Annotated in this window: 12 protein-coding genes and 1 tRNA gene; 2 read left to right on the plus strand and 11 right to left on the minus strand. The window is 70.8% G+C overall.

Translation table 11 applies throughout. From position 1 onward, the window contains the following. Positions 1-348 precede the first annotated feature (348 nt). A complete protein-coding gene (locus BLT39_RS21510) occupies positions 349-1491 on the plus strand; it encodes a glutathione-independent formaldehyde dehydrogenase (protein WP_091069294.1) in 1143 nt (380 codons plus the stop codon). A gap of 126 nt (positions 1492-1617) precedes the next feature. Here BLT39_RS21510 and BLT39_RS21515 read toward each other — a convergent pair whose 3' ends face one another. The 7 genes from BLT39_RS21515 to BLT39_RS21545 form a co-directional block, all read right to left on the minus strand. Then, positions 1618-2052 (minus strand): VOC family protein, encoded by a 435-nt coding sequence (locus BLT39_RS21515; protein ID WP_165640363.1) that lies wholly within the window; start codon positions 2050-2052, stop codon positions 1618-1620. Between the two features lie 1183 nt (positions 2053-3235). Further along, positions 3236-4195 carry an alpha/beta hydrolase gene (locus BLT39_RS21520; RefSeq protein ID WP_091069301.1) on the minus strand — a complete coding sequence of 320 codons (960 nt, stop codon included), beginning with the start codon at positions 4193-4195 and terminating at the stop codon, positions 3236-3238. 91 nt (positions 4196-4286) lie between these two features. Further along, positions 4287-4916, minus strand: coding sequence for an SDR family oxidoreductase (locus tag BLT39_RS21525; protein ID WP_207508328.1), 630 nt, complete (start codon positions 4914-4916; stop codon positions 4287-4289). A gap of 228 nt (positions 4917-5144) precedes the next feature. Then, a complete protein-coding gene (locus BLT39_RS21530) occupies positions 5145-6554 on the minus strand; it encodes an aldehyde dehydrogenase family protein (protein ID WP_091069304.1) in 1410 nt (469 codons plus the stop codon). Then, complete coding sequence (locus tag BLT39_RS21535; RefSeq protein ID WP_091069308.1) at positions 6547-7020, minus strand: SRPBCC family protein; 474 nt, start codon at positions 7018-7020, stop codon at positions 6547-6549. Before BLT39_RS21535 ends, BLT39_RS21530 begins: the two co-directional genes overlap by 8 nt. Positions 7021-7044: 24 nt before the next feature. Beyond that, positions 7045-7896, minus strand: a complete 852-nt coding sequence (locus BLT39_RS21540; protein ID WP_091069311.1) for a patatin-like phospholipase family protein — start codon at positions 7894-7896, stop codon at positions 7045-7047. Next, positions 7893-9365 carry a flavin-containing monooxygenase gene (locus BLT39_RS21545; protein WP_165640365.1) on the minus strand — a complete coding sequence of 491 codons (1473 nt, stop codon included), beginning with the start codon at positions 9363-9365 and terminating at the stop codon, positions 7893-7895. Before BLT39_RS21545 ends, BLT39_RS21540 begins: the two co-directional genes overlap by 4 nt. Before the next feature lie 120 nt (positions 9366-9485). On the opposite strand from BLT39_RS21545, the gene BLT39_RS21550 reads away from it, so the two are divergent. Beyond that, complete coding sequence (locus BLT39_RS21550; RefSeq protein ID WP_165640366.1) at positions 9486-10130, plus strand: TetR/AcrR family transcriptional regulator; 645 nt, start codon at positions 9486-9488, stop codon at positions 10128-10130. 646 nt (positions 10131-10776) lie between these two features. Here BLT39_RS21550 and BLT39_RS21555 read toward each other — a convergent pair. From BLT39_RS21555 to aroH, 4 genes are all read right to left on the minus strand, one after another. Further along, a tRNA-Pro gene (locus BLT39_RS21555) sits at positions 10777-10850 on the minus strand. Between the two features lie 74 nt (positions 10851-10924). Further along, positions 10925-12271 (minus strand): ribosome biogenesis GTPase Der, encoded by a 1347-nt coding sequence (gene der / locus BLT39_RS21560; protein ID WP_091069321.1) that lies wholly within the window; start codon positions 12269-12271, stop codon positions 10925-10927. Then, a complete protein-coding gene (gene cmk / locus BLT39_RS21565; protein WP_091069324.1) occupies positions 12268-12948 on the minus strand; it encodes a (d)CMP kinase in 681 nt (226 codons plus the stop codon). Before cmk ends, der begins: the two co-directional genes overlap by 4 nt. Continuing rightward, positions 12945-13307, minus strand: coding sequence for a chorismate mutase (gene aroH / locus BLT39_RS21570; RefSeq protein WP_091069328.1), 363 nt, complete (start codon positions 13305-13307; stop codon positions 12945-12947). Before aroH ends, cmk begins: the two co-directional genes overlap by 4 nt. Positions 13308-13339 lie beyond the last annotated feature (32 nt).

Genomic DNA, 13339 nt, shown 5'->3' on the forward strand with positions numbered 1-13339 from the left:
ACCGTCGCCCGCAACCGGTCCGGCGCGACCACGTCGAGGTCCATCGCGGGTCGGCCCGGAGAGTTCCGTCACGCTGCTCACGGAGGACGCCGCCGGTCACGACCCGGTCGACGTCGTCGGTGCTGTCCGGATCGGCGCTGCCGAGCTGCCCGCCGGGGCCCGGCTCGGTCATGGGCAGCCTGCCCCGGCGTCGCAGGGACGGTGGCGATGGTGGGCCGCACCCCCGCAGGCAGAAGGGTTGAGCCCCCCGGGGTCGGGGGCAGTCCGGTGGTGCACCACATGCGCCGGGGGCGATGTCGCCGAGAGCGACCTCCCGGACGCTCCATGCACCCGATCAGGAGGACATCCATGCGCGCACTGGTCTACAAGGGCCCCCGTGAGGTCGCGGTCGAGCAGGTCCCCGACGCCGCGGTGGAGCAGCCCACCGACGCCGTCATCCGCATCACCGCCACCAACATCTGCGGTTCGGACCTGCACATGTACGAAGGGCGGACCGATCTGGAGACCGGCATGGTCATCGGCCACGAGAACCTCGGTGAGGTCGTCGAGGTGGGCTCGGGCATCGCCAAGCTCAGCATCGGTGACCGCGTCGTGCTGCCGTTCAACATCGGCTGCGGGTTCTGCGAGAACTGCGAGCAGGGCCGCACCGGCTTCTGCCTGACCGTCAACCCCGGGGTCGCCGGTGGCGCCTACGGGTTCGCCGGCATGGGTGGCTACTCCGGTGGCCAGGCCGAGTACCTGCGGGTGCCCTTCGCCGACTTCAACGCCCTCCAGCTGCCCGAGGACAGCGTGGAGAAGGAGAACGACTACGTGATGCTGGCCGACATCTTCCCGACCGGCTGGCACGGCACACGGCTGGCCAAGGTCGCCCCCGGCGACACGGTGACGGTCTACGGCGGCGGCCCGGTCGGCCTGATGGCCGCCTACTCGGCCGTGCTGCAGGGGGCCAGCGAGGTCTACGTCATCGACCACCTGGCCGAGCGGCTGGCGCTGGCCGAGAAGTTCGGTGCCATCGGCGTCGACTCATCCACGGGCGACCCGATCGAGCAGATCAAGGACGCCACCCACGGACGCGGCACCGACCGCGGTGTGGAGGCCATCGGCTACCAGGCGCACGACAGCCAGGGCGTCGAGCAGCCCAACATGACCATGAACGGGCTGGTGGAGGTCGTGAAGGCCACCGGCACCATCGGTGTGGTCGGGCTCTTCCTCCCCGAGGACCCCGGCGCCTCCGACGAGCTCGCGAAGAAGGGTCAGCTGGCGTTCGACTACGGCAAGTTCTGGTTCAAGGGCCAGACCGTCGGCAACGGCCAGGCCAACGTCAAGAACTACAACCGGGCGCTGGCCAAGCTGATCCACACCGGTCGGGCCACGCCCTCCATGCTGGTCAGCCACAACCTGGGCCTGGACGCGGCGCCCGACGCCTACCGGCACTTCGACGCCCGCGACGACGGCTGGACCAAGGTCGTCCTGAACCCCACCAAGGGCTGAGGCGGTCGACGGGGCCGCGTCACGGGCGTGGCGCGGCCCAGCCGACGCGCTCGGTGGACGGCGGTCCAGCGTGCTCGCGGTGCTGGCGCACCCCGGACCTGTACCAGGTCGCGAGGTGCGGCGGCATCAGCGGGGCGGGGAGATGAGTTCGAGAGTGCCGCCCGCCGGGCCGTGCAGGTAGACGATGGCGGTCCCCGCGCGCGCTCCGGTGGAGAGGCGGTGGGGAGTCCCGACCGCAGTCCAACCGTGGTCGCGACAGATGGCGAGGACGGCGTCGATGTCGGTCACGGTTAGCGCGATGTGGGTCGCACCGTGCTGCGAAGGATTGATCCGAGCCGTGCCGGACGCCGACGGGCGGTACTCCAGCAGCTCGATGCGGTGGGCACCGAGCACGACCGTCGCGGCGTGGATGCTCGACGACCGGACGCCGGTGGTGCCGACCGTGACGGACTCGTCGAGGTCGAAGGTGCGCTCGAGGGTGAAGCCGAGGTCGTCGCACCACATCGTCAGCGCGGACTCGAGATCGGGCACGGTCAACCCGACGTGGGCCACGTCTTCCACCAGGGGAACGCCCCCATGTCCACCTCCTCGTTGACGCCGAGGAGGAGTCTCCACCCAGCGGCACCGCGGGCTTCGTGGCCGTACGCCATCGTCGAAGCCGCGTCGCTGCGACGGTTGCTGTCGCGGTCGGGGGTCCAGCGCCCCGGCGGCTGGGGTCGGCGGGGCCACGATTTGCTCCGCCGTCCAGCTGATCGGCATCCGCTAGGACCTCGACGCCTCCCACGCCCGTCGCACCGGCGACCCGGGCGACGACGGTCCCTGACGGGCGGTCACTCGGTGGGTGCCAGCCAAGGGCGGCGACGACGAGGACCCCGGTGCCGGTGTCCAGGGTGGGCTGCAGCACCTGGCCGGGGTCAGCGTGCCGGTTCTGCTGAGCTGACCCGGATGCCGGAGTCGCCGGCGTGCGCGGCCAGCAGCGCTCCGGCGCGGGCGCCGTCCCCGGCGTCCACCGCCTCGAGGATGGGCTGGAGCTCGGAGCGACCCCTTGTCACAGGATCACCGGACACAGGAAAGCGGGGCGTCCAGATGGACGACCCGCCTCTCAGCTGCGGTTTCACTGTCGGGCTGCCAGGATCGAGATCTGCGACCCCTTGACCCCCAGCTAGGCGCGGGCCGTTCACCGACGTCCGGCACAGTCCGGTTTACGCAAGTCAGAGGCGAATGACGTACGCGGTCGTCCGAGCGAATCCGCCGCCGTCCCGACCGCGTTGCTGTACCGGTTGCTGTATTTCTGATCGGGCTCGCCACAGGCCGAGCTCCACCCCACATGGTCCCTTGACCCCTGCGGTCGAGCCCACGATGCAGTTGAGCGTCTGCGGGCTGCGTCGGTTCACAACTCGGACGGAGGGGGTTTGTGGTCCTCTGATTCCGGAACGGGTTTCGGTCAACCGCCGCCCATCGCGACCAGCACGTTCGCGGCTGATATGGAACATGCGTCCTGTCAGGTCACAAACGGTGGTTTCTGGTCATTGACCGCGACCCGGGTGCATCCCCAGGGGAGTCCGGGGAGGCGTGGGGCCGAGACCTGGTGTTGTTGTTAATCCGGGCCGGGTTGACCTGAGTTGACTTCAGATCAACCCGTGGGCTGGCTTGCAAGCCCCCTGCCTCTCGCCCAACGGCTGACGGTCCCATCCGGGAGCCGATTCAGAACGAGACGTCGTGGCTGGCCAAACGCTGCCGACCCCTACTCACGATCCAGACGGGCGCCGGATGGGGCATCCGGGAAGAGCGCCCGCTGCAGAACCGCCGTTTGCGTCCGCAGGAAATCGCGGGAGACAGTGCGGTTCGGCAAGACGGCGTCGAACCCGTGGAAGGCGCCGTCCACGACGTCCAGCTTGCACGGGACCCCTGCCGAGCGCAGGCGGTGTGCGTAGGCGACGTCCTCGTCGTGGAAGAGGTCCAGGGTGCCGACGCCGATCCACGCGGGCGGGAGACCGGAGAGGTCGTCCCGGCGGGCGGGTGCTGCGTAGGGCGAGACGTCGGTGCCGCCGGGGTCCTGTCCGAGGTAGGCCGTCCAGCCGTAGCGGTTGCTGGCCTTGGTCCACATGCGTACTCCGGGCACGTGGTGGTCGGTGCGGGTCACCGTGCGGTCGTCGATCATCGGGTACACCAGCAGCTGGAATGCGGGAGTGACTTGGGCGCGGTCGTGGGCAAGCAGTGCGAGGCCGGCGGCCAGCCCGCCTCCGGCGCTGGCTCCGCCGATGGCGATGCGATCGGCGTCGATGCCCCGTTCGTGGGCGTGGTCGGCCAACCAGCGCAGGGCCGCGTAGCAGTCCTCCAGCGCCGCGGGAGCCGGGTGGGCGGGTGCGAGCCGGTAGCGGACGGCAGCCACGGTCATCCCCAGGGTGCGGGCGAAGGAGAGGAGGGTGGGCTCGTCCTGCAGCGGGTGCCCGATGATCATCCCGCCGCCGTGCATCCACAACAGGGCCGGTGCGGACCCTTGCAGCATCCTTGGGCGGTACAGGCGCAGCGGGACGCCTCCGCAGTCACCGGCCCCCGGGACGACGACGTCCTCGACGAGGACGTCGTCAGGGACCGGCCCGGGTTCCGGTGTGCGCTTGCGGAGCAGCGCCGAGACCCGGGGCCCCATCGTGATGGGGGGTATGAAGCGCGCGATGGAGAGGTCGGGGTGGAAACGGGACATGGTTGCTCCGGTCGTCGGTCTGGGCGCCCCCTCGCTTGCTCTGCCAGCTCCCCCGCGGGTGGGGCTGACAGAGGCGTGGCCGGCGCTGGGGTCAGAAGTGCTGGGCGCCCAGGTCGACGGACAGGTGCTCGGCGGTGATGAACTTGGCGTCGTCGGAGGCCAGGAAGGCCACCGCCGTGGAGATGTCCTCGGAGTCCACCGAGTACTCGGGCAGGAACGACGTGCCCATGGTGGCCAGCTTGGGGTTGGTCTCGGCGGCCCGTGTCAGGGCACCGATCATGTCCCCGGATCCCATGGGTGAGTTGACGGCTCCCGGGTGGACGGAGTTGACCCGGATGCGGTGCTGGCCCAGCTCGGCGGCGAACGCGCGGGTCATCCCGGTCACGGCGTGCTTGCTGGTGGTGTAGTGGACCATGAACGGCTGCATCTTCCGGCCGGCGTAGGAGCTGATCAGGATGATCGACCCGCCCCCGCCCGTCACGAGGTGGGGGGCCCCGGCCATCACCGTGTTCCACACGCCGGTCACGTTGATGTCCATCGTGTCCTGGAACATCGTCGGCGTGGACTGGTCCCAGGTCGCGGGGATGCAGATGCCGGCGTTGGCCACCACGACGTCCAACCGGCCCAGCTCCGCGACGCCGGTGTCGACGAAGTCCTTCAGCGCGGGGAGGTCGCGGGTGTCTCCCTGCCGCGCGATGATGCGCCGGTCCAGGGCCTCCACCAGGCGGACGGTCTCCGCGAGGTCCTCAGGGGTGGGCGAGTCGTAGGGGACGCCGGGCAGCGGCCCAGCGAGGTCGAGGGCCAGGATGTCGGCCCTTCCGACGCCAGGCGCACGGCGTGAGCTCGTCCCTGTCCAAGGGCCGCACCGGTGATGAGGGCGACCTTGCCCTCCAGCCGAGTACTCATGTCTTCTCTTCTCCTGTCGACGGTGACGTGGTGGCGGAGCCCGCTACATGCCGCGTTCGAGCAGCTTCTTCTTCCACCCGCGGTAGGGCGGGTAGATCACTGAGGGGTCGGGGCGGAACGGCTTGCGCAGCACGGCCTTGGCGTTGCTGAAGGTCTCGAACCCCCACCTGCCGTGGTAGCGGCCCATGCCGCTGGTGCCCACGCCCCCGAAGGGCAGCTCGGGGACCGACAGGTGCAGCATCACGTGGTTGATGACCACGCCGCCGGTGACGACCTCGCGCAGGAAGTGGTCCTGCTGCCCTCGGTCGGCGCTGAACAGGTAGCTGGCCAGCGGCCGTGAACCGCGCTGCACCTGGGCGATGGCCTGGTCCAGGGACGCCACGGTCACCACCGGCAGCAGCGGTCCGAAGATCTCCTCGGCCATGATGGGCGAGCCCGGGTCCGGGTCGAGGACGACGGTGGGCTCGGCTCGCGCGGCTTCGACGACGACCACCCCGCCCAGCACGACCTGCCCCCCGCAGTCCCCCAGCAGCCCGGCCAGGCGCGAGGCGTGCCGGTTGTTCACGATGGGCAGCGGTTGCCCGTCGGAGAAGGTGCGCAGGGCGCCGGTGAGCTCGCCGACGAACTCCTCCCGCACCGAAGCGTCGACCAGGACGTAGTCCGGCGACACGCACGTCTGCCCGGAGTTCGCCACCTTCCCCCAGGCGATGCGCCGGGCCGCCACGGCCAGGTCGGCCGATGCCGTCACCACGGCCGGGCACTTGCCGCCCAGCTCCAGCGTGACCGGGGTCAGATGCTCGGCGGCAGCCCGCATCACAGCCTTGCCCACGGCCGGACTGCCGGTGAAGAAGCAGTGGTCGAATCCCTGGGCAAGAAGCTCCTGGGTCACCTCGGCACCGCCCTCCACCACGACGACCGCCTCGGGGTCCAGGTAGCGCGGCACCAGGTCGGCGAGCACGGCCGAGACGTGGGCGGTGATCTCCGAGGGCTTGAGCACCACGCAGTTGCCAGCAGCCAGCGCGGCCACCATCGGCGCCAGCGCCAGATGGACCGGGTAGTTCCACGGCGCGATGACCAGGGCCACGCCCACCGGCTCGTACTGCACCCAGGACCGCCCGGGCAGAGCAGCCACCGGCGTCCGCACCCGCCGCGGCTTCACCCACGACGCCAGCTGCTTGACCGCCAGCTGCGCCTCGCTGCGAGTGGCGACGAGATCCAGCATGACCGCCTCGAGCTCCGAGCGGCGCAGATCGGCCTGGATGGCGCGGGCCAGGTCCTCCTTGCCCTCCTCGAGCAGCCGGACCATGCCTTCCAGCTGTCGCCGGCGCCATCCCAGGTCGCGGGTGCGCCCAGAATCGAACACCGCACGCACGCGCTGCACCTGATCAACAACCGAGACCGGTGCGGCACCTGAGGTGGCAGGTTCGGTGGTGGGCACGATGGCCTCAGACATGGCTCCGGCTCAATTCTTGGGCGACGGCGTCGTGGTAGGAGTCGATGTGCCGGGGCTCGAAGACCGCGATCATGCCCTCGGGGAGGACCGCGCGCTTGGGCACCTCCAGGCTCATCTGACGGTGGAACAAGGTCACTCCCTCGCCGGGGCTGGTGAAGGTGTAGGCGATCGTCATGAGCCCCTGGAAGCCGCTGTTCTCGATGTCGGGGTCGTGGCCCAGCAGGCCCACCGACTGGAACACGAACTTCTGGTCGGGCACCGCGGTGATCAACCGCCAGGTGAACACCGCCGGCGCCGACCCTTCGAGCCAGGTGTCCCCCACCTGCAGCGGCAGTCGGTCGACACCGGCGATGTCGGCCTCCCCCGGGTAGACCTTCGTCCAGTTCCGGGGGTCGGAGACGAAGGCGTAGACCTGGTCGGCCGGCTGGCCAAAGGCGGTCTCGGAGCTGACGGTGATCGTGCCCATGGGGGTCCTCTCGGTGCGCGCCGGTCAGCGTGAGGCGAGGCCGGCCGACTGGACCCGGGCCAGTTCGGCCTGGGCCTGCAGGTGACCTGCCTTGGCTGCGTGGGTCCGGGATGCCGGGTCGAGGAGGTTGGCCATGGTGGCCCGGGAAGCCTCGTCGGGTGCGATGACCACGACCTGCACGCCGTCCTGGACCGAGGACAGCTCGGCCACTCCCGCGCCGTAGGCGTCCAGCACGACCACGACGTCCTGGTCGGCCGCCAGATCGGCGTTGGTGGGGGTGCGCAGCCCGCCATCCATGTACCGGTCGTCGCCGATGGTCACCGCGGGCCAGACCAGCGGGATGGCGCAGCTGGCCGCGACGGCGTCGACGAGGTCGACCCCGGAGTCCCGGGTGAACACGGCCAGCTCCCCGGTGGAGGTCGACACCGCGGTCAGCTGAAGCCCCCGTTCGGGCCACTCGTGGTCAGCGAGCCGGCTGGCGATCAGCGACCGCCGCTCGGCCTCGGGGACCCGGTCGGTCTCGGTGGCCAGCGCGCCGACCCGACGTCGCCCGGTCTGGGCGTCGGGTGCCTCGGCCATGGCCGCGCCGATGGCGGCGCCGATGGCGGCGAGGTCGACGTCCAGCTGGGGTTCGGGGGCGCCGGTGCCCTCGACCTGGGCTGCGTGCAAGGCGGTCACCGGGGTTCCCGAGGCGATCTGGGCGGCGACGGTCGCGCCGGCCGAGGTGCCCACGAGCAGGTCGGCGCGGGCCACGAGGTCCAGGCCCGCGTCGGCGAGGCCGGCGAGCAGGCCGGTCTCCCAGGCGATGCCGGCCACACCGCCGGCGCCCAGGACCAGGGCGACGCGGGGACGGTCGGGGGTGGTCGGGTCGGTCATGAGCTCGCTCCTGCCGGGAGGGGGGTGATGTCGAAGTCGTCCAGGACCGGTCGGCGCATGTCTTCCCGCAGCTGGTCCAAGGTCAGAGGCGCGACGATCGGCAGGCCGTCGGCACCCAGGTACCAGCTCTGGCAGCCGCCGGTGAACCAGACGGTCTTCGTGGCCTTCTCCCGCACCTCGTCGAACAGTTCCTGGGTGCGGTCGGTGTCGGGGACGACGGCGACGCGCTGGGCGCGGATGGTGTCCACCAGCTGCAGGACGTAGCCGATGTGCTGCTCGATCACGGTCAGGATCGACAGGCTCCCGCCCGGGGAGAAGGGGCCGTTGATGGTGAAGAAGTTCGGCATGTGCGGGATCGCGACCGACTTGTAGTTGGTGAACGTGTCGGCCCAGACCGTGTCCAGGTCGACCCCGTCCTCCCCCACCACCCGCATGGGTCGCAGGAAGGCATCGGCCCGGAATCCGGTGGCCAGGATCAGGGTGTCCAGCCGGTGCAGCACCCCGTCGACGGTCCGGACACCATCGGCCTCGATCCGCTCGATGCCCTCGGTGACCAGCTCGACGTTCTCCTGCTGAACGGCGTCGTAGAACTTGCCGGAGACGACCAGTCGCTTGCAGCCGATCTCGTAGCCGGGGGTGAGCTTGCGCCGCAGCTCGGGGTCACGAACGCCGGCCAGCGCCGCCCGCACCGCGTCGTCGCGCTCGTCGATGCGCACCTGGTCACCGTTGACCATGGCATCGGCAGCGGCCGCGATCTGCTTCTCGATGGCGTCGTAGGCCGCCCGCGCGGCCTCCGGGGATGCCGCCAGGTGCGCGCGCACCTGCTCGGGGAGCGGCTCGTCGGCCAGCGGGTACACCCACTGCGGGGTGCGCTGGAACAGGTCGAGGTGCTCGACGACCGGTGAGGCACCCACCACCATCTGCACGGCGGAGGACCCGGTGCCGATGATGCCCAGCCGCCGGCCGTGCAGGTCGGTGGTCGGGTCCCATTGGGCGGAATGGGCGAGCAGGCCGGTGAAGTCCGCCAGCCCGGGGATGTCGGGGAAGCGCGGCCGGTGCAGCCGCCCGACTGCGGTGATCACGATGTCGGCGTGCCACCGCTCGCCGGTCGTGCTCTCCACGTCCCAGCCGGTGCCGTCCCAGACCGCGGAGGCGACCTCGACGCCGTGATGCACGTGCGGCAACACGTCGTTCGCCGAGGCGACGCCCTGGAAGTAGTCGAGCAGTTCGGCCCCCGAGGCGAAGGTCGACCGGGCGGCAGTGTTGGGCGCGAAGGAGTACCCGTAGTACAGGGCGGGGACGTCGCACGCCACGCCCGGGTAGCGGTTGTCCCGCCAGGTGCCTCCTACCGCGTCGGCCTTCTCCAGCACGGTGAAGTCGGTGATGCCTCGGCGCAGCAGCTCCACCGCCATCCCGATACCGGCGGGGCCGGCACCGATGATCACGATCGAGGTGTTCTCGGGGGGCATGTGCGCTCCTTCTCGACCAGGCCGCGTTGCCTGTGGCGCACACCATACCCCTGAAACGTATGGTTGTCCCCGTTTCATCTCCACGAAGGGTCCCTCATGCCGGAGCTAAGGTCGACGGCCGTGACGGCCTCGCATCCACGCAAGGACCAGGCGCGCAACAGGGCCGCCCTGATCGCCGCCGGACGGCAGGTCTTCGGCACCCAGGGCGTGGACGCACCCTTCGAGTCCGTGGCCAAGCAGGCCGGGCTCAGCAGCGCCAGCCTGTACCGGCACTTCCCCACCCGCGACGCCCTGCTCATCGAGGTCTACCGGGCCAGCCTGGGCGAGCAGCTCGAACGCCATGCGGCCCTGACCTCGGTCGACGACCCTTGGCAGGTCCTCGTGGAGCACTTGCGGTGGGTCTTCGACACGCACTTCACCGACGAACTGGCCCTCACCCGGTCGCTGGCGGTCATCCCCAACGGCCTGGACGAGGAGCTGGACACCATCCGTCGGAGCCTCCGCGACGCCATGGTCGCCCTCGTCGACGCCGCGAAGGCCCAAGGCCGGTTCCGGGAGGACCGCTGGCTCAACGACGTCCTGCTGTTCTGCGCCGCGAATGAAGCCCTCGCCCGGCTGGGCCCCAGCGCCCGTCCCGACTCCGACCGACTCTTCGAGCTCCTCCTCGACAGCATCTCCACGCGACGACGCATCGGCGACGGGACCCGACCGCCCGACCCGCCCACCATGGACAGCGTCATCACCCGCTTCATGGCCAGCTCGTAGCCGCACGCACAAGTCGCGACCCCACCGCATCAATGAATGCGATGCGGTGGGGTCCTCGGTCCGGACTACAGACCGCCGCAGCAACGATTCGCGGACTTCAGTGCAAGGCCGCCGCACGCCAGCCCTCTGTCACCCCGTCGAGATGCCCACGGGTTCCGGACACCGCTGTAGGCCGAGAACCAGTGGACGGGACTGATGCACGAATAGGTGACATCTGATCTGTGGTGCCATCGACGCAGGCGCACACATCAAAGTGGTCCAGGAGCACCTCGGCCACTCCTCGTACGCCATCACTGCCGACATCTACACGCACGTCTCCCCAGAACGACGACGCGAGGCTGCCGACCACCTCGACCGTGCCGTCGACTGGTCCACGCCGGACGACGACCCCGATGAGTAGCGGGCTGCGCTGACCCGCCGGCAGCCGTCGACGCAGAAACAGCTCGGTCGGTAACAGGTCCGCCCGCAGCGCGGGGTGAGCGACCTCAGCACTCAGGAATCGCGATGGTCGTCCGTGCACGTGCGGAGCGGTTCGCTGCCGGTCGGGCAGTGTCTTCCCCGCTGGTTGCTGTACCGGTTGCTGCACGAACGCAAGAAGGCGGGCCGCCCGGATCGGACGGCCCGCCTCTGACCTGCGGTTTCTCTGTCGGGCTGACAGGATTTGAACCTGCGACCCCTTGACCCCCAGTCAAGTGCGCTACCAAGCTGCGCTACAGCCCGAGCTCGCGACGCCGGGGCGTCGGTGAGCTGCGTCGGAGAGGTTACCCGACCCCGGCAGGACGACGACGGGCGGGTCAGCCCTTCTTCAGGTCCCGGGCCTTGGACTCGCGGACCTTGACCGAGACCTCGATCGGGGTGCCCTCGAAGCCCCACTTCTCGCGCAGCTTGCGCTCCAGGAACCGGCGGTAGCCGGCCTCCAGGAAGCCGGTGGAGAACACCACGAACCGCGGCGGACGGACATCGGCCTGGGTGATGTACTTGATCTTGGGCGCGCGGCCGCCGCGGGGCGGGGGCGGGGTCTCCTGCACCAGCTGCCGCACGTAGCCGTTGAGCTCCGCCGTCGGCACCCGGAACTCCCAGGACTCCAGCGCCGACCGCAGGTGGTCGGCCAGCTTGTGCACCCCGCGGCCCTTGAGCGCGGAGATGTTCACCCGGTGGGCCCACTGGATGCGGGCCAGGTCGCGGCTGATCTCCTTCTCCAGCTGCAGGTGGCGGTCCTCGTCGAGGGTGTCCCACTTGTTGATCGCGATGACCAGCGCCCGCCCGGCCTCGATGACCTGGGTGATGATCCGCTGGTCCTGCTCGCTGATCACCTCGTCGGCGGCCAGCAGCACGACGGCCACCTCGGCGGCCTCGATGGCGGCCTCGGTGCGCAGGCTGGCGTAGTACTCGGTGCCGCTCGCCGTCCCCACGCGCTTGCGCAGGCCGGCGGTGTCGACGAACTTCCAGTCCTCGCCGTCCAGCCGCACGATCGAGTCGACCGGATCGACGGTGGTGCCGGCGACGGAGTCCACCACCGACCGCTCCTGCTTGGACAGCCGGTTGATCAGGCTGGACTTGCCCACGTTGGGCCGCCCCACCAGCGCCACGCGACGCGGCCCGCCCACCTCGAGGGACTCCCGCGGCGCCTCGGGCATCGACTCGAGCACCAGGTCCAGCAGGTCACCGGCGGACCGGCCGTGCAGCGCGCTGACCGGATACGGCTCGCCCAGGCCCAGCGACCACAGCTCTGCCGCGCCGGCCTCGCTGCGCTCGTCGTCGACCTTGTTGGCCACCAGGATCACCGGCTGCTCGGAGCGCCGGAGCACCCGGGCCGCGGCCAGGTCGGTCTCGGTGACCCCGACCTGGGCGTCGACGACCAGCACGATGACGTCGGCGGTCTTCATCGCGTACTCGGCCTGCCGCGCGATCGAGGCGGCCATGCCCGACGCCTTGGGCTCCCAGCCGCCGGTGTCGACGACGGTGAAGGTCTTGCCGTTCCACAGCGCCTCGTAGGCGATGCGGTCGCGGGTCACCCCGGGGGTGTCCTGCACGACGGCGGCGCGGCGGCCGATGAACCGGTTGACCAGGGTGGACTTGCCGACGTTCGGGCGGCCGACGACGGCGACCACGGGCAGCGGTGCGGTGGGAGGGGTGCTCATGCTTCTGCTCTCTCGCGGGCCAGCTCGACGATGCGGGCGATCGTCTGGTGCCGTTCCCAGTGGGTGCTGTCGACGGTGACGGCGTCGGTGGCCGGGCGCAGCGGGGAGTCCGCGCGCGTGCTGTCGTAGGCGTCGCGGCGCCGCAGGTCCTCGGCGATCGCGGCGATCCGGGCGGGGTCGGTGACGCCCAGCTGCGCGGCCCGGCGCTCGGCGCGGGCCTCGGGGGCGGCGGTCAGGTAGACCTTCAGGGTCGCGTCGGGCAGCACGACGGTGCCGATGTCGCGGCCCTCGACGACGACCGCGGTCGCGTCGGCGACCAGCGAGCGCTGCGCGTCGACCAGGTGCCGGCGGACGGCGGGGACGGCGGAAACCGGCGACACCGCGCGGGTGACCTCGGTGCCGCGGATCCGCTCGGTCACGTCGGTGCCGTCCACGGTGACCTGCTCGGTGGCCGCGTCGGTGCCGATGCCGATGGCGGCCTGGGTGACCGCGCGGGTGATGCCGTCGGCGTCGTCGAGGTCCACCCCGGCGTCCAGGACGGCGACCGTGGCGGCGCGGTACATGGCGCCGGTGTCCAGGTAGGCCGCGCCGAGCTCCAGCGCGACGGCCCGGGCGACGCTGGACTTCCCGGTCCCCGAGGGGCCGTCCAGGGTGACCTGACCCGCGAACGCCGTCACTGGGCGATGTCCTTGCGCAGGGCGACCGCGCCGCGGAGGTACACGTGCTGGACGTCGGACCGCGGCCGGTCGGTGGCCACGTGCGCCATCAGCCGGAGCACCCGCGGCAGGGCGTGCGGGACGGCGATCTCGGTGGCGCACATCAACGGGACGTCGCCCAGCCCGAGCTCCCGGGCGGCCAGCGCGGGGAACTCGCTGACCAGGTCGGGGGTGGCGGTGAACAGGATGCTGATCAGGTCCTCCGACGCCAGGCCGTTGCGGTCCATGACCGTCTGCACCAGCTCCCGGGTCGCCTCGAGCACCTGCTCGCGTTCGTCGGCGTCGACCTGCGTCGCACCCCGGATGGCTCGGACGGCCACGGTTGCACTCCTGTCTGTGGGCATTCGGTGAA

It is taken from the genome of Klenkia brasiliensis (genome assembly GCF_900100695.1).
Taxonomy (GTDB): Bacteria; Actinomycetota; Actinomycetes; order Mycobacteriales; family Geodermatophilaceae; genus Klenkia; species Klenkia brasiliensis.

Bases quoted from the DNA above. Each gene is read 5' to 3' on its own strand.
- BLT39_RS21545 (WP_165640365.1), bottom strand. From the start codon at position 9,365: ATGCCCCCCGAGAACACCTCGATCGTGATCATCGGTGCCGGCCCCGCC.
- der (WP_091069321.1), bottom strand. From the start codon at position 12,271: ATGAGCACCCCTCCCACCGCACCGCTGCCCGTGGTCGCCGTCGTCGGC.
- BLT39_RS21535 (WP_091069308.1), bottom strand. From the start codon at position 7,020: ATGGGCACGATCACCGTCAGCTCCGAGACCGCCTTTGGCCAGCCGGCC.
- BLT39_RS21530 (WP_091069304.1), bottom strand. From the start codon at position 6,554: ATGTCTGAGGCCATCGTGCCCACCACCGAACCTGCCACCTCAGGTGCC.
- BLT39_RS21520 (WP_091069301.1), bottom strand. From the start codon at position 4,195: ATGTCCCGTTTCCACCCCGACCTCTCCATCGCGCGCTTCATACCCCCC.
- BLT39_RS21540 (WP_091069311.1), bottom strand. From the start codon at position 7,896: ATGACCGACCCGACCACCCCCGACCGTCCCCGCGTCGCCCTGGTCCTG.
- BLT39_RS21510 (WP_091069294.1), top strand. From the start codon at position 349: ATGCGCGCACTGGTCTACAAGGGCCCCCGTGAGGTCGCGGTCGAGCAG.